19 protein-coding genes and 2 pseudogenes are annotated in these 25385 nt (G+C 40.3%); 2 read left to right on the top strand and 19 right to left on the bottom strand.

Annotated features, from left to right (window positions below; translation table 11 throughout):
• Nucleotides 1–249: 249 nt before the first annotated feature.
• The 6 genes from carB to HT722_RS02600 form a co-directional block, all read right to left on the bottom strand.
• A complete protein-coding gene (carB, locus tag HT722_RS02575; protein ID WP_173277389.1) occupies nt 250–3426 on the bottom strand; it encodes a carbamoyl-phosphate synthase large subunit in 3177 nt (1058 codons plus the stop codon).
• A 200-nt stretch (nt 3427–3626) separates the two neighbouring features.
• On the bottom strand, nt 3627–4706 hold the full coding sequence (locus tag HT722_RS02580; RefSeq protein ID WP_000166853.1) for a carbamoyl phosphate synthase small subunit: 1080 nt from the start codon (nt 4704–4706) through the stop codon (nt 3627–3629).
• 49 nt (nt 4707–4755) lie between these two features.
• Nucleotides 4756–5679, bottom strand: coding sequence for an aspartate carbamoyltransferase catalytic subunit (locus HT722_RS02585; protein ID WP_173277391.1), 924 nt, complete (start codon nt 5677–5679; stop codon nt 4756–4758).
• An 18-nt stretch (nt 5680–5697) separates the two neighbouring features.
• The gene (gene pyrR / locus HT722_RS02590) at nt 5698–6219 is read right to left on the bottom strand and encodes a bifunctional pyr operon transcriptional regulator/uracil phosphoribosyltransferase PyrR (protein ID WP_061759127.1); all 522 of its coding nucleotides are present in this window, start codon (nt 6217–6219) and stop codon (nt 5698–5700) included.
• Between the two features lie 210 nt (nt 6220–6429).
• The gene (gene nth / locus HT722_RS02595) at nt 6430–7059 is read right to left on the bottom strand and encodes an endonuclease III (protein ID WP_033681985.1); all 630 of its coding nucleotides are present in this window, start codon (nt 7057–7059) and stop codon (nt 6430–6432) included.
• Nucleotides 7059–7601, bottom strand: coding sequence for a DUF177 domain-containing protein (locus HT722_RS02600; protein ID WP_000773212.1), 543 nt, complete (start codon nt 7599–7601; stop codon nt 7059–7061). Before HT722_RS02600 ends, nth begins: the two co-directional genes overlap by 1 nt.
• A gap of 158 nt (nt 7602–7759) precedes the next feature.
• Here HT722_RS02600 and HT722_RS02605 point away from each other — a divergent pair, with 158 nt between their 5' ends.
• Both HT722_RS02605 and HT722_RS02610 read left to right on the top strand, forming a co-directional pair.
• Nucleotides 7760–8077 (top strand): hypothetical protein, encoded by a 318-nt coding sequence (locus HT722_RS02605; RefSeq protein ID WP_001818871.1) that lies wholly within the window; start codon nt 7760–7762, stop codon nt 8075–8077.
• A 238-nt stretch (nt 8078–8315) separates the two neighbouring features.
• Entirely contained in the window at nt 8316–9866 is a 1551-nt protein-coding gene (locus HT722_RS02610; RefSeq protein ID WP_173277393.1) for an ATP-binding cassette domain-containing protein, read from the top strand.
• A gap of 338 nt (nt 9867–10204) precedes the next feature.
• Here the strand turns inward: HT722_RS02610 and HT722_RS02615 are convergent, their stop codons facing one another.
• The 13 genes and pseudogenes from HT722_RS02615 to sufB form a co-directional block, all read right to left on the bottom strand.
• Nucleotides 10205–13699: a pneumococcal-type histidine triad protein gene (locus HT722_RS02615; protein ID WP_173277395.1), complete on the bottom strand. Its 3495-nt coding sequence runs from the start codon at nt 13697–13699 to the stop codon at nt 10205–10207.
• Nucleotides 13700–14068: 369 nt separating this feature from the next.
• Nucleotides 14069–14232, bottom strand: a pseudogene (locus HT722_RS10445) (transposase); the annotation flags it as partial.
• A 182-nt stretch (nt 14233–14414) separates the two neighbouring features.
• Entirely contained in the window at nt 14415–15749 is a 1335-nt protein-coding gene (gene ciaH, locus HT722_RS02625; protein ID WP_173226549.1) for a two-component system sensor histidine kinase CiaH, read from the bottom strand.
• On the bottom strand, nt 15739–16413 hold the full coding sequence (ciaR, locus tag HT722_RS02630; protein ID WP_061439305.1) for a two-component system response regulator CiaR: 675 nt from the start codon (nt 16411–16413) through the stop codon (nt 15739–15741). The genes ciaH and ciaR overlap by 11 nt, the downstream gene beginning before the upstream one ends.
• A 108-nt stretch (nt 16414–16521) precedes the next feature.
• The gene (locus HT722_RS02635) at nt 16522–19068 is read right to left on the bottom strand and encodes a M1 family metallopeptidase (RefSeq protein WP_173277397.1); all 2547 of its coding nucleotides are present in this window, start codon (nt 19066–19068) and stop codon (nt 16522–16524) included.
• Between the two features lie 122 nt (nt 19069–19190).
• Nucleotides 19191–19631: an ASCH domain-containing protein gene (locus HT722_RS02640; protein WP_173277399.1), complete on the bottom strand. Its 441-nt coding sequence runs from the start codon at nt 19629–19631 to the stop codon at nt 19191–19193.
• Nucleotides 19606–20475 (bottom strand): putative PEP-binding protein, encoded by an 870-nt coding sequence (locus HT722_RS02645; protein WP_173277401.1) that lies wholly within the window; start codon nt 20473–20475, stop codon nt 19606–19608. The genes HT722_RS02640 and HT722_RS02645 overlap by 26 nt, the downstream gene beginning before the upstream one ends.
• 41 nt (nt 20476–20516) lie before the next feature.
• On the bottom strand, nt 20517–21245 hold the full coding sequence (locus HT722_RS02650; RefSeq protein WP_173277403.1) for a GNAT family N-acetyltransferase: 729 nt from the start codon (nt 21243–21245) through the stop codon (nt 20517–20519).
• Nucleotides 21246–21252: 7 nt separating this feature from the next.
• Nucleotides 21253–21732, bottom strand: a complete 480-nt coding sequence (locus HT722_RS02655; protein WP_173277405.1) for an NUDIX hydrolase — start codon at nt 21730–21732, stop codon at nt 21253–21255.
• A gap of 9 nt (nt 21733–21741) precedes the next feature.
• A complete protein-coding gene (locus HT722_RS02660; protein ID WP_173277408.1) occupies nt 21742–22440 on the bottom strand; it encodes a 3-oxoacyl-ACP reductase in 699 nt (232 codons plus the stop codon).
• The gene (locus tag HT722_RS02665; RefSeq protein ID WP_172923752.1) at nt 22433–22669 is read right to left on the bottom strand and encodes a DUF2829 domain-containing protein; all 237 of its coding nucleotides are present in this window, start codon (nt 22667–22669) and stop codon (nt 22433–22435) included. Before HT722_RS02665 ends, HT722_RS02660 begins: the two co-directional genes overlap by 8 nt.
• A gap of 110 nt (nt 22670–22779) precedes the next feature.
• Nucleotides 22780–23625 (bottom strand): annotated as a pseudogene (locus HT722_RS10450) (IS630 family transposase).
• A gap of 299 nt (nt 23626–23924) precedes the next feature.
• Nucleotides 23925–25337 carry a Fe-S cluster assembly protein SufB gene (sufB, locus tag HT722_RS02685; protein WP_000797051.1) on the bottom strand — a complete coding sequence of 471 codons (1413 nt, stop codon included), beginning with the start codon at nt 25335–25337 and terminating at the stop codon, nt 23925–23927.
• Nucleotides 25338–25385 lie beyond the last annotated feature (48 nt).

The following is a 25385-nucleotide window of genomic DNA, read 5'->3' on the forward strand; positions in this document are numbered from 1 at the left end:
CGTTTTTTTAACCTGAAATAGCCATTTTTGCAAAAGGAAGTACCATACAAATATATATTGACTCTGATATGCTAGAATTACAAAAAAGGAGAACGATTAACATCATAAGCCATTCTCAATTTATTCTTATCGTATCACAATTCATAATCATCCTTGAGTGAAGAACTGATAGTTGAATAGCCTGCACTAATGTCGCAAAAGCCAGCGTTTTCTGACGCTGGCTTTTAAACTGTGAAAAACTTTTCTAAACTAGATTGCTTCTGTGACAAAACTACGGCTTTCCAATACTTTAAGCATAGCGTTAGCTGTATCTAGGGCTGTGAAGAGGGGCACCCCGTGTTCAATAGCTGAACGGCGGATTTGCTCTCCATCTTCATCAGCAGTTCGTTTTGTTCCAACTGTGTTAATGATAGCTTGAATTCTTCCTTTGCGAACAAAACTTGGAATATCCTTATCATCATCACCAATCTTACCAACAGGTTGGGCTTGCAATCTATGACTAGCAAAGAAGGCTGCTGTCCCTTCTGTCGCGAGGATTCCATAGCCAATATTTTGGAAACGACGAGCCAAGTCCAAGGCCTCTTCTTTGGCATCATCATCGATGGTAAATACAACGTTACCAAAAGTTGGCAAGTGGAGGTAAGAAGCTTCAAAGGCCTTATAGAGAGCTTTTTCCAAAGTCGTATCAGAACCCATAACTTCCCCTGTTGACTTCATTTCAGGACCAAGTAAGCTGTCTACCTTAGCTAGTTTGGTAAAGGAGAAGACAGGTGCCTTGATATGAACGCGGGTGCTTTCAGGGTAAAGACCATCTTGGTAGCCAAGTTCTGATAAACTTTGCCCAAGAATGAGCTTGGTCGCTACTTGAGCCATAGGAATATTGGTTACCTTAGAAAGGAATGGAACTGTACGGCTGGCACGCGGATTGACCTCAATAACGTAGACTTTTTCATCCTTGATGACAAACTGAATGTTCATCATACCAAGACAGTTAAGGCCGATTGCTAAGCGTTTAGTATAGTCTGCGATTGTTTCTTGCACCTTTTGCGACAAGGTTTGTGGTGGGTAAACGGCCATTGAGTCACCTGAGTGGACACCGGCACGTTCGATATGTTCCATGATACCAGGGATGAGAACATTTTCTCCGTCTGAAATGGCATCAACTTCACACTCTTGTCCAACGATATAAGAGTCAACAAGGACTGGATGATCAGGACTAGCCTTAACCGCTGTACGCATGTAAGAACGAAGATCTTCTTCATTTTCTACGATTTCCATAGCACGACCACCCAAGACATAAGATGGGCGAACTAAGACTGGGAAGCCAATCTTGCGAGCTGCAAGCACTGCTTCTTCTTCATTGGTTGCCGTTTGTCCTGGTGGCTGTGGAATATCCAATTCTTTGAGAGCTTGCTCGAAAAGGTCACGGTCTTCGGCACGGTCTAGGTCAGCAACTTGTGTACCAAGGATCGTCACACCTGCTTTAGCCAATGGCTCCGCAAGGTTGATAGCTGTTTGACCACCGAACTGAACGATAACTCCTTTTGGTTGCTCCAGGTCAATGACGTTCATAACATCTTCAAAAGTCAATGGTTCAAAGTAGAGCTTGTCAGACACAGAGAAGTCTGTTGAAACAGTCTCTGGGTTTGAGTTCATGATAATAGCTTCATAACCAGCAGCCTGGATAGCCTTGACAGAGTGAACGGTTGCGTAGTCAAACTCAACACCTTGCCCGATACGGATTGGACCAGAACCTAGAACAAGTACAGATTCTTTATCAGACTTGATAGATTCATTTTCCCAACCATAGGTTGAATAAAAATATGGTGTTTCAGAGTCAAACTCCGCCGCACAGGTATCGACCATCTTATAAACTGGGACAATCTTGTTTCCCAAGCGAAGCTGACGAACTTGATCAGCAGTCGTTTCCCAAAATTCCGCAATCTTACGGTCTGAGAAGCCATTAAGTTTAGCTGTTTTCAAGACTTCTAGATCTTGTGGATGAGCACCCAATTCCTGCTCAATTTCAAAGATATGTAGGAGTTTATCCAGATAAAAAATATCGATTTTTGTAAGCTCTGCAATTTCTTCTGGTGTGTAGCCACGACGAATGGCTTCTGATACGTAGAAGAGACGGTCATCCTGGGCTTTGACTACTTTTTCAATCAAGGCATCATCAGAAACTGCTGCAAGTTCAGGCATTTCATTGTGATGCACCCCAATTTCAAGGGAGCGGCAAGCCTTAAGAAGAGATTCTTCAATGTTACGACCGATTGCCATGACTTCTCCAGTCGCCTTCATCTGAGTACCGAGACGGCGTTCACCTTTTTCAAACTTGTCAAATGGGAAACGAGGAATCTTGGCAACCACGTAGTCAAGGGCAGGTTCAAACATGGCATAGGTTGAACCTGTAACTGGGTTGATAACTTCATCCAAGGTCAAACCTACTGCAATCTTAGCAGCCAACTTAGCAATCGGATATCCTGTCGCCTTAGAAGCAAGGGCTGACGAACGCGATACACGAGGGTTTACTTCGATGACATAGTACTTGAAGCTGTGTGGATCAAGAGCCAGCTGAACGTTACATCCACCTTCAATCTTGAGGGCACGAATGATGCTCAAGCTTGCGTCACGTAGCATTTGGTTTTCATAGTCTGACATGGTTTGCGCAGGGGCAAATACAATGGAATCCCCTGTATGAATCCCAACTGGGTCAAAGTTTTCCATGTTACAAACAACCAAAGCATTGTCAGCTGAGTCTCGCATCACTTCGTATTCAATTTCCTTGAAACCTGCAATCGAACGCTCAATCAAACATTGGGTAACAGGTGACAATTTCAAACCATTTTCAGCGATTTCACGCAATTCTTTCTCGTTGGCACACATACCACCACCAGTACCACCAAGGGTAAAGGCTGGACGAACGATGACTGGGTAGCCAATTGTCGCTGCAAAGGCAACTGCTTCTTCTACTGTGTTAACAATTTCAGATTCTGGAATGGGTTGCTCAAGCTCTTCCATCAATTGTTTAAAGAGGTCACGGTCCTCCGCTTGGTCAATGGCAGATAATTTGGTACCCAGAAGTTCAACGCCAAGCTCGTCTAGGATACCATTTTTAGATAATTCCATGGCCATGTTGAGACCTGTCTGACCACCGAGTGTTGGTAGCAAGGCATCTGGACGTTCCTTACGAAGAATACGTGTCACAAACTCAAGTGTAATCGGTTCAATGTAAACCTTGTCAGCAATTTCCTTGTCCGTCATGATGGTTGCAGGATTTGAGTTAACCAAAACAACCTCATAACCTTCCTCTTTCAACGACAAGCAAGCCTGGGTCCCAGCGTAGTCAAACTCAGCAGCCTGACCAATAATAATCGGACCAGAACCAATCACCATAATTTTTTGAATATCAGTACGTTTAGGCATAGTTTATGATACAAAGCCCGTAAAGAACACAGTGAAAATAGGAAACTCGGTGCAGACACCTTCAGCGTCAAGACGATGTTTATCTTTTTCACACAGTTCTTAGGGCGTGTTCACTTCCGCGAACAATGTATCTTCTCCTTTCTATTCGTCGCCTCTCAGGGCGACATTAAATAAATTCTCCGACGAGCTTTTACTCGTTCTTAGTTTGATTGTTTAAAAGCTTCCATCATCTCGATAAACTCGTCAAATAGGTAGCTTGCGTCGTGTGGACCAGGGGCTGCATCTGGATGGTATTGAACAGAGAAAGCAGGTTGGTATCTGTGACGCACACCTTCAACTGACTTGTCATTGATTTCTTCGTGAGTAATGATCAAATGCTCTGGCAAATCCTCACGGCTGACTGCATAACCATGGTTCTGGCTGGTAAAGTCTACACGGCCTGTAGCAATCTCCCGTACCGCATGGTTGAATCCACGGTGACCAAATTTCATCTTGTAGGTCTTAGCCCCATTTGCCATAGCAAAGAGTTGGTGTCCCATACAGATACCAAAGATTGGAATTTTTCCTTGCACACCACGAATCATGTCGAGTGCCTGTGGAACATCTTCTGGATTTCCCGGTCCATTTGACAACATAACTCCGTCAGGATTGAGATGGAGAATTTCTTCTGCCGTTGTTGAATACGGAACAACCGTAACGTTACAGTTACGCTTAGAAAGTTCACGTAAGATTGAGTGCTTGAGACCAAAGTCCACTAACACCACGCTCAAACCAACTCCTGGAGCTGGATAGGATGTTTTAGTAGAAACCTGCTTGATATTGTCTGTCGGCAAAACTGTTGCTTGGAGCTGATCCGTCACATGGTCCATACTGTCTCCAACATGGGTCAAGGTTGCACGCATCGTACCATGCTTACGGATAATCTTGGTAAGAGCACGCGTATCAATCCCTGAAATACCTGGAATTTTCTTGGCTTTCAAAAATTCATCCAGCGTCATTTGGTTGCGCCAGTTGCTAGCTCGACGTGCTTCTTCGAAAACAACGACTCCCTTACAAGTTGGAATAATGGATTCGTAATCATCACGGTTAATTCCATAATTTCCTACCAAAGGATAAGTAAAAGTCAAGATTTGTCCATTATAAGACTGGTCTGTAATGGATTCTTGGTAGCCGGTCATCCCTGTATTAAAGACAATTTCGCCTGTTACATCAATATCTGCTCCGAAGGCCTTTCCTTCAAAAACTGTGCCATCTTCTAATACTAGAAGTCTTTTTGTCATATTTTCACCTCTCGTGGACGCTCACTGGCGTCTTTTAACGTCTTGTGTTTTAGTTGGCGTTTCTACTCGCCAGTACGGATTCTAAGATTGCCATTCGAACAAAGACACCATTGGTCATTTGTTGGACAATCCGTGATTTTGGTGCTTCAACCAAGTGATCTGCGATTTCTACATCACGATTGACTGGAGCTGGGTGCATGAGAATTGCTGTTTCTTTCAAACGGTCATAACGTTCTTGAGTCAAGCCATGTTGGGCATGGTAGTCTTCTTTGGAAAAGACAGCTCCACTATTATGGCGTTCATGTTGCACACGGAGAAACATCATAACATCCACCTGATCAATGATTTCATCAATGGCTACAAACTGTCCATAGTCTGCAAACTCTTGACTTCTCCATTCCTCAGGTCCAGCAAAATAAAGTTCTGCACCTAAACGTTTCAAAATCTGCATATTGGATTTGGCAACGCGTGAGTGGTCCAAGTCACCTGCAATCGCAACCTTGAGACCCTCAAAGTGACCAAATTCCTCATAAATAGTCATCAAATCAAGCAAACTCTGGCTAGGGTGTTGACCCGAACCATCTCCACCATTGATAATGGAAGTCGTAATCGTGGGACTTGCAATCAAATCTCTGTAATAATCGACCTCAGGGTGGCGAATCACACAGACATCCACTCCTAAAGCAGACAGAGTCAAAATGGTATCATAAAGTGTCTCACCCTTATTGACTGAACTAGTCTTCACATCAAAGTCAAGTCGCTCCAATCCCAGTTTAATCTCTGCTACTTCAAAGGACTTATGCGTCCGTGTAGAATCCTCAAAGAAAAGATTGGAAACAATCGGATGATCCCCATAGGGAAGCTGAGCTCCGTTTTTAAACTCAATCCCTCGTTTGATCAATTTCATGACTTGATCGACAGTGAGATCTTCCATGGACACCACATGGTTCAATGCTTGTTGATTTTCTGACATGGCTACTCCTTTAGCTTTCTAAGCTTCTTCAGTAATCAGAACTCTGTCTTGGCCATCAAGTTCTGCCATCTCCACGATGATTTCTTCAGAACGACTGGTTGGGATATTCTTCCCAACGTAATCTGGACGGATTGGCAATTCTCTATGCCCACGATCGACGAGAACTGCTAAACTCACGCGCGCAGGACGACCATGACCTACAATATTATCAATAGCAGCACGGATAGTACGGCCTGTATAGAGCACATCATCCACCAAGATAACCTCACGGTCTGTCACATCGACAGAAACCAAAGAAGTATCTTCTCCACTTTTAATATCATCACGGAAAGGTTTAGTATCCAATTCCACAACAGGAACTGAAAGATTTTCTAGCTGCTCCAAACGTTCTTGGATTCGGTGGGCTATAAAGACACCGCGAGTTTTAATACCAGCCAAGACGATTTTATTCAAATCTTTGTTGCGTTCAATAATCTCATAAGTAATACGCGTAATCGCTCGTTTGACGGTCAATTCGTCTACAACTTCTTTTGTCTTCATGACAAACCTCCAAAAAGAAAAGTCTCCTTAAACAAGGAGACTTGAAATGTATAGCCAAGCGAGCCCTACTGCAAACAGTATAGACTTCACCCTTCTACTTTATCGCGCTCCTTGCCTGCCTCACGGGACAGGTTTAAAGGAATATTTAGTTATCAAATACTATAGCACAAAGCAGACCTAAAATCAAGCAAAAACTTTTGAGCCACCATCTTATAAATTGCTAAAATCATATAACTGTGGGTACTGGTCACACTCTGGATTTTTAGGATGGCAAATGGCTCTTCCAAAATAAATCATGGCCTGATGGGCTGCTAACCACTGCTCAGGTGGTAAGATATCCATGACCCGCTTTTCCACCTCAAGAGGTGTCGCTGATTTTTTGACAATATCGTGGTGCTTACAAATACGCTCCACATGAGTATCGACTGCAAAGGCTGGAATTCCAAAGCCCACACTCATAACTACGTTGGCTGTCTTGCGACCAACACCTGCCAGACTTTCTAATTCTTCACGAGTCTGAGGGACTTGACCGTCAAAATCGTCTAGTAACTGTTGGGCACATTTTTTAAGGAATTTAGCCTTATTCCGATACAGTCCCAAACGAGAAATGTGTGAGGCAATCTCACCCTCTGTCGCTACAGACATGGCTTGTGGAGTTGGAAAGGCAGCAAAGAGACCCGGTGTGGCCTTATTTACCGCTGCATCCGTTGTCTGAGCTGACAACATGACCGCAACCAAAAGTTCAAAATGATTGGTGAAATCAAGACTAGGCTTGGCATCTGGAAAAAGAGCAATGATTTCTTCTAGCACTTTTCGTGCTCGTTTTTTTGACAAGACCATTATTCGTCTCCATCAAATAGTCCTTGTAAGCCAGCAAAAGGACTGTTTTCTTCTTTCTTAACTGCTTGTTGAGCTTGGTATTCTTCCTCAGTCATGATTTGCCAGTCATTTCCTGAAACAAATCCTTGACCAGCCTCTTCTTCAGCCGTCAAGACCTTGATAGGAATGTTTAGTAGGATATTGTCTGATACGCTCTCAGCAAGGTCAAGTTCTCCATTTTCGATAGGAAGGACCAAATCATCGTCTAAAACTTCTTGATCTAGCTGATTAGTTGCCCCTTCCATGAAAACTTCCGTTACTGGATAAGATTCAACTAACTCAACTGGCTCCATACTGCGACTTGAAGCAAGAACAATGGTATAAGATAGTTGATAGTCTAAGAAATACATACGGTCTTCGTACTGTACTTTCCCAACTGCAAGGATATCTTTTACATCTAAAATTTCTTGATTACGTGCACGCAGGTCTGCAGCTAGGTCTAACGTTTGTTCAAAATGCAAGCCTTCAGACTGCTTACGAATTTCTTGAATATTTAATTTCATACTTCCTCCATAAAGATTTACTCTCTTGATTATACCATGAAAAGCCTACAAATCAGCCCACCAAACTTTGTAAATAACATTCGAATTTTTTACATATTTACTATGACATTTTTGTTTTTTTTATTGCTATACTACATCAGATCAAGGAGGATGCTCACATGGAAGACAAGAAACTCATTCAACTCCTATCCAAGTTAAATAAAAGCTACCAAAACTGTAAACAGGGTACGGCAGATGATATTAGACTACAAGAGCTGCTAAACACTACTATGCAAGAGCTCAAAAAAACGGAAAAGTTGAACAACAGTATCTTAATTGATCTTGAGAAATTTTACCAACCCACCAGTCCTCTGATTGGACTGGGTAGCCTAAAACTAAACGATCAAGCACGCACTGCTTGGCGAAACTATGATAAAATCCATTACGAGCATGTCAAACACGTACTAAGTCTCTATGGACCTGTTTTTGGATTTTAGAGCATAGAATTTCCAGTTTTCTGTTGACAAAATTTCCTGAAAGGTATAGTATAAAGATACTAATACTCGGAGGTAAGGGAGACATGAACAACTAAGTCTATCAAATAAAGAACCTTTATTTAGTAGATCTTGTTTTTGTCTCTTTTTATTTGCTCTTTTATGCTCTTTTTCTGGCATTTTAATAGAGTTTTTTTGACATAGACTTTGGGCTCTACTAGGTAAAGTAGAGCTTTTTATTATGCACTATGGACATTCTAGAAAGGGCAATCATATGATAAAAATCAATCACCTGACCATCACTCAAAACAAAGATTTACGAGACCTTGTCTCTGACTTAAGTATGACCATCCAAGCTGGGGAAAAGGTCACTATTATTGGCGAAGAAGGAAATGGCAAATCCACCTTACTTAAAACTTTAATGGGAGAAACTTTACCTGATTTCACTATCAGAGGAGACATCCAGTCTGACTATCAGTCACTGGCCTATATTCCTCAAAAACTTCCCGAAAAGCTGAAAAAGAAAACTCTACACGACTACTTTTTCTTAGATCCTGCTGATTTAGACTACAGTATCCTCTATCGTTTGGCGGAGGAGTTGCATTTTGATAGCAATCGTTTTGCTAGTGACCAAGAGATTGGCAGTCTATCAGGGGGCGAAGCTTTGAAAATTCAGCTTATCCATGAGTTAGCTAAACCCTTTGAGATTCTATTTTTAGATGAACCTTCAAATGACCTGGACCTTGAAACAGTTGATTGGCTAAAAGGTCAGATTCGAAAGATTCGGCAAACTGTTATTTTCATCTCCCATGATGAGGACTTTCTGTCTGAAACGGCAGACACTATTGTCCACTTGCGACTGGTCAAGCACCGTAAAGAAGCAGAAACGCTAGTAGAGCACTTAGACTATGATCGCTATAGTGAACAGAGAAAGGCTAATTTTGCCAAACAAAGCCAGCAAGCAGCTAACGACCAAAGAGCCTACGATAAAACTATGGAAAAACATCGACGAGTCAAGCAAAATGTAGAAACTGCGCTTCGAGCTACTAAAGACAGTACTGCCGGTCGCCTATTGGCTAAAAAAATGAAAAATGTTCTCTCTCAAGAAAAACGCTTTGAAAAGATAGCTCAGTCCATGACCCAAAAACCACTTGAAGAGGAAGAAATCAGACTTTTCTTCTCAGATATACAGCCATTAGCGACTTCTAAAGTCTTAATCCAACTGGAAAAAGAAAATTTGTCCATTGGCGAGCGAATTTTGGTGCAAGAACTACAATTAACTGTCCGTGGCCAAGAAAAAATTGGTATCATCGGCCCAAATGGTGTTGGAAAATCAACTCTGTTAGCCAAGTTACAGCAACTTTTTAATGATAAAAGAGAGATTTTACTTGGTTTTATGCCACAAGATTACCACAAAAAACTGCAATTGGATTTATCCCCAATAGCCTATCTCAGCAAAACTGGAGAAAAAGAGGAACTACAGAAAATCCAATCTCACTTAGCCAGTCTCAATTTCAGTTATCCAGAAATGCAGCATCAAATTCGCTCCTTATCTGGCGGACAACAGGGTAAACTCCTGCTTTTGGATTTAGTCTTGTGCAAACCAAACTTTCTCCTTTTGGATGAACCCACACGAAACTTTTCTCCCACTTCTCAACCCCAAATCAGAAAACTCTTTGCCACCTATCCTGGTGGTCTCATCACTGTTTCGCATGACCGTCGTTTCTTAAAAGAAGTTTGCTCAATCATCTATCGCATAACAGAACACGGTTTGGAGCTAGTTAATTTATAAGATTCATACTCATGAGGATAATTCTTTGCTTTGGAGCGCTATTTAAACATTATAATCAGTGAATAAATCTTATATCCACATTCAAGTCAATAATTTCTTTCAAGATCATTTGTAATCAACTCTAAATAGACGGATAAAAACTACTACTAACTATCAAAAAACGAGCACCTCCTCAGTTGGAAATGCTCGTTTTCTTATGTTGCCATGGTTTATAATTACAATGAGAAATAGGAAACAGCCTTGAATGGGAAAATCTCCTAGATCTCCGACCACAAACTTTTTATCTACCAACTTTTTTATTCTACTGGTTTTTCTTAGTTTCCAGTACTTGTTGCAGATTATGCTGTTTCATTTTCTGAAGTTGATTCAGCAGGTTTAGAATCTGTTGTGTTGCTTGGTTTGTTTTCGTCGCTTGCAGTTTCACTGTTAGATTCTGTAGCTACATTTGGTTGGTTCTCAACACTGGTGTTATCACCATTTGCTTCAGCATTTCTTGCTGGACTTGTTTCTTCACTTGCGCTAGCTTTTGACTGGATTTGGTGATTCAAAACTAGAATAGCTTTTGTCAATTCAAGTAAAGCTGCTTTGTCTTTACTCTTAGCAGAAAGTTGATCTAGTAATGCATCCACTTTATCAAAGTCCTCATCAGAACCATTATTACTTTCTAAATAAGAGTGAAGCGATATGAGAATATCGTAGAGTTTTTGATAGAGTACAAGTGTCTGAGGATCTTGCTCTGCATTTTCCTTTTCTTGTTGAAGGGCACTAGCGATACGAGTCAAGACATCTTTTACCTGGCTGTTTACTTCATCCAAGTCTGCATCAGCCTTGTTTGTGGCAGCTTTGAGATTTTCTACTTCTTCTGCCAAGGATTGTCTGATTCCTTCTTCTTGGAGTTGTTCCAAGAGTTGATTTGCCTTGCTCAAAAGACTTTCTACTTCTTCCTTGCTAATATGATTGACATGTTCTTCTTTTTTAAGATCAGGATAAAGATCTTTCAAAAATTCATAAATCGCTTGCTTAGCAGATTGGTTATCAACTTTTTCTTTATCTAAAACTGTTTCATTTACTTTTGTAGAAGCTGGCTGATTTTTCAAAGCCTCTTCTACTTCTTGTTTTGTTTGATAAATGCTTGGGAACAGTTTATTCAAGTCCACAGCCTTACGGAAGGATTGGGATTGATATAAAGTAAAAGTCAAATTAGCTACTTTATTACGAAGATCCTCATTTAAACGACTATCATTTACATTCTCATAGAAGTACTTGATGTATTCCACTGTTGTATCACCAGTACGATCATTAAAGTCTTGAAGAGCTTGAAGTTGTGATTCAACCGCTGCTAAAGCAGCCTCATCTTTAGCCAACTTAGCTTCCTGGAGTCGAACGAGAAGGTCTTTCTTAGGAAGTCCATAAGTGTCTGTATCTAGCGTATTGATTTTATCAATCAAGGATTGATATTTCTTATCTAAAGCACTTGTTTCAACAGGTTTGACACTTTCATCAATATGGATGTATTGTTTATCAAAGAGGTCAAGTGTTTTTAGATAACCCACAGTAGAGTTGGTTGCCAGTTTCTTCATATTTTCAGTAAACTGACCTAAGGCTAACTCAATCTGTCTTTGTTCGATAGGTTTGTCTTTATAGATAATTCTGCTATCAGCTAGAAGTTGTTCTACTTTTGCTAAGACTGTTTTCTCATCAAAGGCTCCAGGTTGATAATTGGATTGTAGGGCTGGAATCTTGTTTTTCAACGCTACTTCATATCCCTTAGTTTGCACTTTGATGTAGTGATTGTGGTCTCCATGAGGGATCACAAAACTACCATTTTCTACCTGCAAACTATAAGGAGACACACCATCACGTAAGGCAGTCGTATAGAGTTCATTTAGGAAATCAAGTTCTGGATTTCCAGTTTGGAGTGGAAGTCGAACGTGTTCCTTACGAACAGCATATGGGTGGATATGAGTCGGATCGTAGGCTTGGTCTGGATTTCCAAAGACAAAGAATCCATTTGAAATTCTAATAGCTTCAAGTGGAACACCATAGGTCTTAGAAATGTAAGCAATCTTTTCTTCATCACTAGCATCTTTAGAGAATGATTCAACAGATTTTGCAAGTGGTTGAACAGGCTCTGCATCATGATGTGTTTTCAAATGATCCTGTGCGGCCTTAATTTGCTCTGCTGTCAAATCTTTCTTGAAGAAATAATGATTATGGTCTCCGTGACTCATGACAAATCCTTGATCATCCTCACTAATGACACGATCGGCATCAAAGCCGTGATCATGGTCTTCATCATGATGGTGTCCATGATGATCTTCATCGTGATCGTCATCATGAGCTGGATTTGGTGTTACTGGCGTTTTACCTCTCAAATGATCCTGTGCGGCCTTAATTTGCTCTGCTGTCAAATCTTTCTTGAAGAAGTAATGATTATGATTACCGTGACTCATGATAAATCCTGATTCATCTTCAGCGATAATACGATTAGCATCAAAGCCGTGTCCACCTTCTTCATGTTCCTCATGTGAAGTTCCTGGATTGATTGGAAGAGATGGCGAAGGTGTTGCTAGACCATTGTTTGGAAGAGTCGGTTGTCCAATTTGATTCGACTTAGGAATGTAATGGAAATGATCACCATGTCTTACAATATAAGCTGTGGCTGTTTCTTCGACAATATCTTTAGGATTAAAGATATAACCATCAGATGTTGAAGAGATAGGCTTATTTGTAAGTAATGAGGCACTATTCAAAGTAGATGGATTGCTTGAAAGACTTCCAAGACTAGACGCTACTTCATTAGGTTTTTCATTTGTAGAACCAGTTCCACCGATAGGCACCATTCTAGCAATCTTTTCTTCTAAAGCGGAAAGTTTGCTGTAAGGAATAAAGTGGTAATGGTCGCCATGCGGAATCGCAACTCCATTTGGTGTACGACTGATAATCTTAGCAGGGTCAAAGACTAAGCCATCTGATTCACTGTAACGTTGGTCACTAGGTGAATCATAGAGTTCTTTCAAAAGACTTTGGAGATTTTCAGCTTTATTTGCTGGCTTGCTAGTTGAGCCTTGTGCTACAGATTGCGTATTATTGTCACTAGCTGCTGAAGAATAGCTTAACTGGCTCGGTTGCGTATTTTTGCCAGCTAAATGAGCTTTTGCTGCTGCTAATTCACTAGCAGACAAATCACTTTTTGGAATATAGTGGTAGTGACCTCCGTGAGGAACGATATAAGCATCACCAGTATCTTCGATAATATCAGCTGGATTAAAGACATAACCATCATCTGTCGTATAGCGTCCCTGAGACCTTGCTACAGCAACATCAGAGCTGACCTTCTCATTATCTTTGACATGTTCTTGTTTTTGACGATTGATTTCATCCTTGGTTCGAACATTATCAGCATGAGCTACATCTTTCAGGTAGACATAATATTTTCCATTGACCTTGATAATGTAGCCACCCTTGACCTCATTGACAATATCTCCATCTTTAAGTTGGTAGTTTGGATCCTTCATCAGAAGTTCTTCACTAAAGAGGGCATCATAAGGAACTTTCCCATTATAGTAATGATAGTGGTCACCGTGTGACGTCACATAGCCCTGATCTGTAATTTTGATGACAATTTGCTCAGCCTGAATTCCTTCTTTCTGGCTAACCTGATCTGGTGTCAGGTTTTCAGTTTTCTGACTTGACTGACTGCCATCCACATAAGAGACACGATTATTGTCCTTATTTTCCTGCGAGCGATGCTGGTTCAGTGCATAGGCGCAAAGACTCAAGGATACGATAACAGCTGATCCAGCTGCTATATACTTTTTACTGAATTTCATAAATCCCTCATTTCAATAAATGATGAAGCTTTTTCTTAACTTCTTTTTCTCGGTTAAACAATTTTTTCTAAACTGGTTATTTAACCATTTAATTAACCAGTAAATAGTTTACCTTTTTTAAACTTATCTGTCAAGATTTTTATATCATTTTAATTATTGCCTAAATTACCAACCAGCGCCTAAAGACGCTGACTTTCACTTTGCTCAAGCCTTATTGCTCTTGACTCGTCACTTGCATCTTAAAGAAGCTTTAGTATTACTTACTACTATCCCTAAAAGAATCCTCATATTCTTTTACACTTAATTTCTCTAGTACTATATCATGCTTTACTAGTTCTCAAATTTTCATACTCGTGAAGAAATCATTCACTGGATAATTTCAACTCCTTTATAACTACACAAACGATGAAATATTTCGCCTAAACTACTTCGATATTGATTATAGATGACTTTTCGTCTATACTTAGGGGTGAACACAATATGATAGAACAGTGCCACTTTGTGTGCGATAAACTATGAGCCTTTTGTGCCATATTTTTCTCCTTTCGCTTTACAATTGGCTTTAACACCTTTATTGTATCGCGTTCGGAGTTTTTTTGGTATAACCTTCGACGCGCACCCGCATAGTGGGTGGTTTGCCTGTCTCACACCTGACTTAGTGAGACGGACCGAAAGTCACATAATACAAAATATCGCCCCATCCGGAGCGATATGTTTATTTTTTCTTTTTAGATGATGTGTGGATGGCAATCTTCACTTCAAAGATTGTTCCCTTTGGCTTATTATCTTTAACAGTAATGGTTCCTTTTAAGGCATCTACAATTTGCTTGGCTAGGGACAATCCTAAACCAAAACCACCTTTTTGACGGGTTCTAGCCTTGTCGACTCGATAAAAACGATCAAAAATTTTCTTCTTATCTTCTGTCGAAATACCGACTCCATTATCGGAAACTAGCAAATACAGATTACGATCGGTCGCCGAGATAAGAAAATCAATCTCACCATCCTCTTCAGTATACTTGACAGCATTATCAAATAGGATGGTCATCAACTGCTTCAAGAGAAGCTGATCTGTGACAATCGGACGATGGATCCGATTTTCAAAACGAAAGACACGGTCATTTTCAGAAGCAATCATCTCATAGTTTGTGAAAGTCGTATTGAAAAAACTGGTTGGAACTTCTGCAAGTTCCGGCTTAATCCCATCATCTCTCCGAGCTAAATTCAACAAGTTTGTCGTCAAAAACCGCATATTTCGGACTTCTTCCAAACTCGATGCAATGCTTTCACTCACATCCATAATGGTAGCTTCTGGCTTACGAAAGAGGGTCTCTAAGCGATTTTGCAAAACTGCAAGTGGAGTCCGTAACTCATGACTGGCATTTTCCACAAAGGACTGTTGCTTCTGCATACTCTCAAGCAGAGGACGAACACTGACCCTAGCTAGATAGAGACTGGCAAGCAAAGACAAAATCCAGAAACTAGCCATCACGACCACAATCAATTGCTCATGCTTTTGACTGGCCTGCTCCAACTGACTGGTATTTATCAAGACAGCAGCATACTTGATATTGGTTGAAACCGAACTGATATTGGTTTCCATCAAAATCATGCGATAGATTTCTTCCTGTCCATAGCTATTAAAAACCTGAATCTGATAGATATGTCCTAGTTCTTTCTTCTCTAACTTAATCTTATCCAAGCCCAAAAATCGATTTCCAGAAAGAAGTTGAGTAAAGTTCTTATCAAAGAGAATGACTTCCGTATTGGAACTGACATTAGGTTTTATTTCTACTTTACTAGCGTCCGCCCTAGCATTTTCTAAATCTTTAATCTCTTCTGTTGCCCTATTCACTGCCAGTTGAATAACTGCTTGAGGATTTTCACTCAGTCCGTGGAGTTTATCATCCACCGAAGTATAGAGACTCGAATGCATGACCTGCAAAATAATCAGAGTCATTGTAGAGAAAATCAGAGTGAAGACACCAAAGTTGCGGATAAAATAACTAAAATCATCCGCATACCATGTTTTTTTTAGTTTACTGAACATCTTTTAAAATATACCCAACACTGCGCAAGGTTTGCAAATTCTCTGCAAAAGTGGTTCCTTTTAATTTCTTACGGATTTTTGAAACATAAACTTCGACAACTGAAATCGTTGTGTCACTATCAAATCCCCATAGACGATCAAAAATCTGCGTCTTAGGCAAAATAACATTTTGATTTTGAAGGAAATAAACTAGTAAATCGAACTCTTTCCCCAGCAATTCGACTGGAGTATCTTCAACCTTAACGGTATTGGTTGATAAATTGATGAGAATATCTCCATAAGATAGCGTATTTTCATTAAACTTACCTGAACGTTTGAGAAGGGCCTGAATCCGCATTTTGAGTTCTTCTAGGTAGAAAGGCTTGGTCAGATAATCATCCGCTCCCAGTTCAAATCCATGTCCTTTGTCATCCAAACTTTCCTTGGCAGTCATAATCAGAACTGGTGTCGTAATTCCCTTTTCACGCAATTCTTTTAAGACTTGGAAACCATTTTTTTCTGGCAACATCAAATCCAGCAAAATCAAGTCATAGACACCACTTTCAGCTTCGTAGAGACCCTCTTCCCCATCAAATACCTGCATAACATCCGCAAAATCGTCTAAAAAGTCAAATACTGAATTTGACAGACCTAGGTCATCCTCAACCAATAAGATTTTTATCATGAGAAACTCCTCCTTATTAAAACTATTATACCAAATTTGCCTTAAAAAAAACTCAACTCTCTGCATTTTACATGAGATAGCTGAGTTTTCTTTTTATTTTAGGCTTATTTATGCATTTTCGTATTGAAGAACGACTGCTTCCACTGCAGCTTTTTCACGGTTAATCAAGTCAACACGCGCTGCAATTTCCTTGATTCCCATACCGATGTTACGGCTAAGAGCAAGGTCAGAAAGTTGTGGCTCAAAGAATTCCTTGTACTCTGCCAAACGTTGCTGAGTCTTAAATACGTGAGCAGGAAGGATAACAAAGCTATCAAAGCTCATATCTCCTCCAAGAGCTGCCTTAATCCAAGCCCAGTTTTCACGCGCCCAAGACCAAGCTGTTTCCTGAGTTGCTTGATGAGATAGGAAATGATTATACCAAGCTGACAAGTCTTGTGGTTTGACCACAAATTTGTCCTTCCAAGAAGCAATCAAGGTTTGGATATTGTCCGCATCTGTACTATATGCAAGAGCTGCTGCCAACTGGCGTTTAAAGACAGCATCTGTTGCGTGAGTATAAGTATCAAGATAAAGTGCTAACAAGTCTTTAGTCTCATGATGTTTCATCTCATTGATCAGAACTTGTGAGCGAATTGCTGCTGGAAGTCCTGCAAGATTCTCCTTGTGAGCCGCGAAGATTTGGCTAGCGACTTGACTAGCTTCTGCATCATTTGAGCGAATCATCATCGAAACAGCCAACTGACGAACCAATTCATCCTCATCCGATTCGCCATCTTTAGCTTCAAAACCAAGACGGTCATAGTTGTGACGAGCTAATTTAGCAACCAAGGCTTTGAAGGCTCTTTCAGCTTCTGTTCCTTCATCGATAAAGCGCTCAAGAGCAGAAATCACTTGAGAAACAGCGGAAACGACAAGGTAAGACTCTTCCTTAGCAAGTTTATCAAGGACTGGGAGCAAGTCAGCATAAGAAATGTGCCCTGCTTCAGCAAGTAAACGACGTTCTTGGACGATTTGCAGTTTACTTGTGTTATCAAGCTCAACTAGGTCAGCAAGAACTGCATCCAACAAGTCTCCTTGATAGTCTGTAATGTAGTGGGCTGTATTTTCTGTGTTGAGACGAAGAGCTCCTTTGTTTTCAGCAAGAAGAGCTGCGTAGCCTGGAATTTCGATGCTTTCAGTTTCAAGTGTATCAGGCAAGCCTTTCCAGTTGCTGTTTAGTGGCACAACCCAGAGACGGTTCTTATCCTCGTGCTCACCGATGAAGAATTGTTTTTGTGAAATCTTCAAAACATCATTTTCAACTTTGACAGTAAGAACTGGGTAACCAGGCTGTTCCAACCAAGAATCCATGAAAGCTGCGACATCACGGCCAGATGCTTGACCAAGGGCATCCCAAAGGTCACTACCAATGGTGTTGTTGTATTGGTGTTTTTCAAAGTAAGCGTGCAAACCTTTGGCAAAATCGGCATCACCTAGCCAACGACGAAGCATGTGCATGAGCCGACTTCCTTTGGCATAGACGATAGCTCCGTCAAAGAGCGTATTGATTTCATCTGGATGTTTAACTTCGACGTGGACAGACTGAACACCATCAGTCGCATCTCGTTCAAGAGCGTGAGGCACTCCACCTGTTTGGAAATCTTCAAAGATATTCCAGCTTGGTTCAATAGCGTCCACACAGACGTACTCCATCATATTAGCAAAGCTTTCATTGAGCCAAAGGTCATCCCACCATTTCATAGTTACGAGGTTACCAAACCATTGGTGAGCCAATTCATGGGCCACAACAAGGGCAACTTGTTGACGACTGGCAAAGGTAGAGTTTTCATCTACAATTAAGCAAACTTCACGGTAGGTCACAAGACCCCAGTTTTCCATAGCTCCAGCTGAGAAGTCAGGAAGGGCGATGTGGAGAGATTGAGGGATTGGGTACTTAACTCCATAGTAATCTTCGTAAAACTCGATAGAGCGAACAGCAATATCCAGTGAGAAATCAAGGTTTGATAGTGGATGAGCTTTGGTTGAATAAACACCTACGAGGGTACCGTTTTTAGTTTTAGCCGTCACCCCTTGCAAATCACCAGCAACAAAGGCCAACAAGTAAGAAGACATGCGAGGTGTTGTCTCAAACTTCCAGATACCTGTTTCCTTACGGTTTTCAACATCGATTTCTGGCATGTTTGACAAGGCCAATTCACCTTCTGCTTGGTCAAAGCGAAGAGAGAGGTCAAAGGTTGCCTTGGCTTCAGGCTCATCCACACATGGGAAAGCTTCGCGCGCAAAGTGGCTCTCGAATTGTGTTGACAAGACTTCCTTCTTGACACCATCAACTGTGTAGTATGAAGGATAAATCCCTGTCATGTTATCTGTAATTTTACCAGAAAAGACAAGAACCAATTCAACTTGACCAGCCTCAGCCAATTCGATATGAAGGGCTTCATTATCATGGTCAACTGTAAATGGACGAGCTTGACCTGCAACTTCTACAGAAGCGATTTCCAAGTCTTTTTGGTGAAGGGAAATACGGTCACTCTGTGCTTGACCAGTGATGGTCACCTTCCCAGAAAACGTCTTGGTCTCACGACTCAAGTCTAAAAATAAATCATAATGTTCTGGAACAAATTGCTTAATAAAATGTTCAACTGCTTGCATAGTTTTCTCCTATTCTAAGTTTAAGAGCTAGAGCTCTTCTTCAAACAAACTTATTATATCATATTTCACTTGAGAAAAAAGGATTGGACGGCGATTTCTAAAACTTTCTTCCGTCTAGCAGTCTACAGGGGGTAGACCTTGCGAAATTCTTCTAAAACAACTTTGCTGTCAGGTGTAAAAGTCTGTCCTGCCTCCCTCATCCACTCTGTGAAAAAGTCCTCATGAACCTGACGCCAATAGGCTAAAGATTTGTCTCCCTCGCCTTCCTTAAAGGCATGTTGTGCAGAAACTTGATTGAAGGGCTGGACAGAAACCTTTGTAATTTCGACAATACAGACAGCCTGATTTTGACTGTCTAAAATAACATCAAATGTCCCTTCTTGAGGAAGAGACTCGGCTTCTAGTGCGTAGAGATCGTAGGCTGATGCTGTTGCAGTCTTTTCTCCTTTTAAAACCAAATCTGCCAAGAGATCGGCTTCCACTCCAAAAGCCCAGGCATCGATTTCATCTCCGATTGAAGGATTGATTTGCTTGTATTTATTCCACATTTCTTGCGGTGTCATGGGTGCTCCTTTGTAATTTTTTACTTTCTTCTTTTATGTGTTTAAGATGGTCTGGATGGTCAATTTCTAAATCAAAAATCTCCGGAATAGAACTGTAATGGAGAATGCATTCGATACCCATCTGATTCATTTTTTGTATGAAAGAAGTATTCAGATAGCCTGCTACAGCAAAATCAATCTTTTTCATCCCTGCTTTATCCTGCATATCTCTTAGCATATCTAACATTATTGGACTTTCCATATCATGCCATTGACTGTTTCTCACAGTGGCAAAAACAAAAGAAGTCAAATCATTCATTCCAACTATAATCTTTGAAATGCCCGTTTCCAGTATCCTGTCCAAGTCAAAATAAGCTGACGGTAATTCAATCATCGTGGCAATTTTCCCAGTAAAACCATGCTGACGCAATACTGTAATAGCTTGCTTTAACTGCTCAGCATCATTGACAAAAGGAAAGATAACAGATAGATTGGGATTGTTTTGATGAACTTCTGTAACGACATGTGCTTCAGCCTGAAATTCATCCGGACACGCCAGTAAACGCCTAGTCCCTCTATATCCAAATAAGGGATGATTTTCATCAAAATACTCTTTAGTCCCCTTTAGACAATTAGCTTCTGTATTCGTTAATTCAGAAAAACGATACCAGACTTCTTCATCTGAGTACAAGGAGCAGATTGTGTCTAGATAATCTTTTACAAATTCCTGACAACTTGGTAATAGGATGTTTTGATTGAGCTCTCTCAAAAAATATTCCCCACGAATCATGCCGACGTGGTGAAATAGTTGAGGATAAATTTTTTCAAGAATTTTTTCGCCACTAAGGGCAAGTTGGTTTTTCATAGCCATTCACCTCGTCTTAAAAGATACAACATCATATATAATTATGTCAAAATTTCCTCTAGTTCAAAAGCTTCATAAGGTTCAGCTAACTCATATCCTAAAAATTCTGCTACTTTTTTGGAAGCCTCATTATGAGCATCCCAAAGTGGAAACATATCTCTATTTAAACTCTCTAGAATCATTGCAGCACCAAGCTTTTTAGCAAATCCATTTCCTTGTTCGTTTGGTCTAGTTGCAACTTCCACTTCAACTGCTTCACGGTAAACTAACCCTGAGGAAATTCCAGCAATCAGTTCATTATTTTTAAGAATCACAAAGCCAAATCCACCTTTTAAAACAAAATCCTGATAGGACTCAAAATCCCCCTGTAAATCCTGTGACCATTCTTCCGTAGAAAAGCAGTTATAAATATGATTATCAATAGGCACAATATTGTAACCTTCCTCTAAATGAGTAACTAGATTATTTAAAAATTCAACTTGAAAATTTGCCTTATCTTTAAAAGAATAGCGAGTAAAAGAATTTAGCCCCACTTTTCGATGCAGAAAATCTTGCCAATTAGTATTTTCTGAAATAATAATCTTATAATCTAAACCATATTTTCTAACAAAATCTTCCCAAAATCTGGAATCCAACTCCCCTGCTAGGTATAGAAAATTCCCAACATCATAAAAGCTTGTTGTCCTATCATTGTTTCGGTAGACAGTTCCAATTTGAGATTTAAGACCATAGAGAACCATATTTTTCTTCCATGTTTTAAATAGTTCCATTATCCTCCTACTTCACCTTCCAATTCATGTAAGAAGTCTTGTCCAGTTCTGGAAGTCCTAATAATTCAGACTTAACCTTCAAGACTAATGGCGATACATTTTCTTCTGTAATCTCTTGAATATCCATCCAAATATATCCAAGTGAATCATTCGCACCATCAGACACAGCTTCCGAAGTCGTAACTTGAGGTGCACTCTCATTCATTTCTACATCATACAAGGCCATGATATGGTGAACCATAAAATTTTTTAACTCTTCCCTGACGAAAACATCGTAGATTCGAGGATTAGAGTAGCTTCTAACAGTAAATCCCGTCTCTTCCATAACTTCTCTAGTCAGCGTTTCCGTCAGGCCTTCACCAAGTTGCTGACTGCCTCCAGGTAGGTCATACCGATGTTGATAAGGGCCTCTCGTTTTTTCAATGCAGAGTAACTTCCCATTTTCAAAGCAAACAGCGTAGACTCCAAAGTGTCTTTTGATTTCCATCAGATCCTCCTACTTCAAAGACCAGCCGCCATCTATTGTAAGGATTTGTCCTTGCATGGCACTCGCTTTCTCACTTGCTAAGAAAAGGCTGATTTCTGCTATTTCCTCTGGCTCAATCCAGCGTTTGATTGGCGTTTCACTAGCCACCCAGTCCGCTAAACCACCTGGTTCAAAGTCCGCAACGGTCATACCCGTCTTGACTGCTCCTGGAGCGATACCAAAGACCTGAATCCCAGCTTCTGCATAGTCTAGAGCCAACTGCTTAGTAAAGCCAGCTAAGGCATGCTTAGATGAGGTATAGGCGTGTCCACCACCGCCTGCTAGGCTCGAAGCAATGGAGCACATATTGATAATAATTCCTTTTTTATTCTCCAGCATTTGTGTCAAATAATAACGAGTCAACTCAACAGGAGTCATATAGTTGATTTCAAAAATCTCTTGAATTTCCTGCGCTGTCTGTTCCAATAGGGGTTTATAAGCATCCAAAACTCCAGCAGTATTGCACAAAACATCAACCTGAGGACACCAGTCAAAAATAGGCTCCAAGTCCAAAGTCAAATCTCTCTGTAAAAAATGGAAATCACCCTCTAATAGTGGATTTTCACCTTGGTCAACTCCGTAAACTTGATAGCTATTCTCTAAAAAGAGGCGAGCTTGAGCCAGACCAATCCCTGAACTCACTCCTGTAATGAGTACACGTTTAGCCATGCACTTCTACCCAATCTGTCGCCAAAACATCACAAGGTGTCGGACTCCACATGGAAAAACCTTCTCCTTCTCCAGACACGTTGATTAGGAAATAAGGTGTCACTTCAAGTGCAAGCCCATTTTGCTCGATGGTATCAAAGAGTTGGACATAGTTTTCCGCACCTCCCCAACCAGTTCGTACATATTTTTTCTTAGCCTTTAATCCAGGCAGGATCTCTTCAAATGTCATGTTTTTCTCCTTTAATTCTACATTCTTCATTTAATTATAACAAAAAACCGTTGTGCAACGGCTTTTTGAGTCATTTTAAATCAAAATCAATAAGCATTTTATAATTATAGTCATTTAGTTTTAAAAAAGCGTTCCAAACATTCAAAAATATTTGGGACTTTCCTTAATAAATCCTTCACTTTCTTTTTCAAGATAGCCCAAGCTTGCTCAATAGGATTCAAATCTGGTGAATAAGCTGGTAGAGGTAAGAAAAAGTGTTTATCTTTAATGTAAAGTTCATCTAAGATATGCTTGGGATGAAAACTAGCATTATCCATGACAATGACGTGAGGTGTCTTCAAAGCAGGCAGGAGTTGCGTTTTAAACCACTCCACAAAGAAATCGATTGTCATACTTTCCTTGTAAATCATGGGAGCTATAAACTCTCTGTCTACTTGTCCTGCAGCAATTGAAGTCCGCTCAAAACGCCGTCCGCTAATCTTTTCATAGACTTTCTCCCCTCTAGGAGCCCGTGCATAAGAACGATAGAGGTAGCGGTCGATTTCCGTTTCGTCATTATATACGATTGGTAAATCTTTTAGGCTATTCAAAATATCAAGAAACTCAGCGACTTTCTCTGGGTCTTGTTCTTTAGAGCTAGTTGTCTTTTTTTTAAAGTGATATAAATTGCTTTAAAGCTGTCCATACTGAAGGAACCACACAATCAAAATGTGCCGCAATTTCCCGTAAAAAAGCGTCTGGATGAGCCTCTACAAAGGCTTTCAATTCTTCTAAAGGAATCTTTCGGTTTTTGACGACTCGCTTTTTCCTCTCTAAGTGTACTTGTTCACGTCTTTCTGTTCCCACGTGAAGAAAGTTCTGACGCCAACATCAAAAACTTTGGCTGCCTCGACATGGCTGTGGTCCTCTTTGATGTAATCTAAGGCTCCTTGTTTAAAATCTCTACTATATGCCATAGATTTATTAGACCATGCTTATTTTAAACTAAGCAACTATATCATGTCTTGAACTGACTATTTTATATATTGTCTTACTTCGTCTTCACAAAAATATATCAAAAATCAAAAGCGCTTAGGAAAAAACTCCATTTCATGAGAGAATGCAATAAATCTTCCCACAATAAAACGCATAATATCAAGTTTTTTGACTCCTGATATCATGCGTTTTTCTGTTCTTAAAATATTTTTTCTCAGTTTCTTGTTGTCACAAATTCATCTTCAAAGTCCTTGATTTTTAGTAAATCTAAAATCAAATTTTACCCAACTGATCCTTCCATCTCATAGCTAATCAAACGGTTAAGTTCAACTGCGTATTCCATTGGAAGTTCTTTTGTGAAGGGCTCCACAAATCCCATAACTATCATCTCAGTGGCCTCAGATTCTGACAATCCACGGCTCATGAGGTAATACAATTGTTCTTCTGAAATCTTAGATACCTTAGCTTCGTGTTCCAAAGCAACTTGCGAATTGTGAATTTCATTAAATGGAATAGTATCTGATGCTGACAAGTCATCCATGATAATGGTATCACACTCAATGTGAGAAACAGATTTCTTAGAGTTTTTATTAAAGGTTACTTGACCACGGTAGTCAACCTTCCCTCCGCCTTTAGCGATGGATTTAGACACGATAGATGAGCTTGTATGTGGAGCATTGTGGATCATCTTAGCACCCGTATCTTGGTGTTGCCCAGCATTGGCAAAGGCAATCGAAAGCATGGTACCACGCGCACCTTCTCCATCAAGATAAACAGATGGGTATTTCATAGTTGTCTTGGCACCCAAGTTTCCATCAATCCACTCAACAGTGGCATCCTTTTGAGCCTTAGCACGCTTTGTTACCAAGTTATAGACGTTATCAGACCAGTTTTGGATGGTTGTATAACGCATATAAGCACCATCTAAGGCAAAAATTTCTACGATGGCAGCATGCAAGCTGTTACTTGAATAAGTTGGCGCTGTACATCCTTCTACATAATGGACACTTGCTCCCTCATCAACGATAATCAAGGTACGTTCAAACTGACCTGTATTTTCGTTGTTGATACGGAAGTAAGTTTGAAGTGGAATATCTACCTTGACACCTTTTGGTACGTAGATAAAGGTTCCACCAGACCATACTGCTGAGTTGAGGGCAGCCAACTTGTTATCTGTCGGCGGTACCAACTTAGCGAAGTATTGTTTAAACAAGTCTGGGTATTCTTTGAGAGCAGAATCCGTATCTGTAAAGATGATACCTAACTTCTCAAATTCTTCCTTCATGTTGTGGTAAACCACTTCTGACTCGTACTGGGCAGAGGCACCGGCTAGATAAGCACGCTCAGCTTCAGGAATTCCGATACGCTCAAAGGTTTCTTTAATTTTTTCAGGAACCTCATCCCATGAACGAGCTGGTTTATCAGATGGTTTTTGGTAGTAGATCAAGTCATCGAAATCAATCTCTGACAAGTCTGCTCCCCAAGTTTGCATGGGCATTTTTTTAAAGGTTTCATAAGACTTCAAACGGAACTCTAACATCCACTCAGGTTCTCCCTTGGCAGCTGATAGTTCACGAATGACATCTTCATTCAATCCTTTTCCTGTCGATAGGACAGGCTCTACATCATCATGGAAACCAAATTTATATTCACCAAGGTCAATTGGTTTTGGTTCTACTCTTTCTTCAGCCATAATATCCTTTCTTTCATTCTTCATTTCTACTGATTCATAAGACAACAG

Source organism: Streptococcus sp. 53 (genome assembly GCF_013276565.1).
GTDB lineage: Bacteria > Bacillota > Bacilli > Lactobacillales > Streptococcaceae > Streptococcus.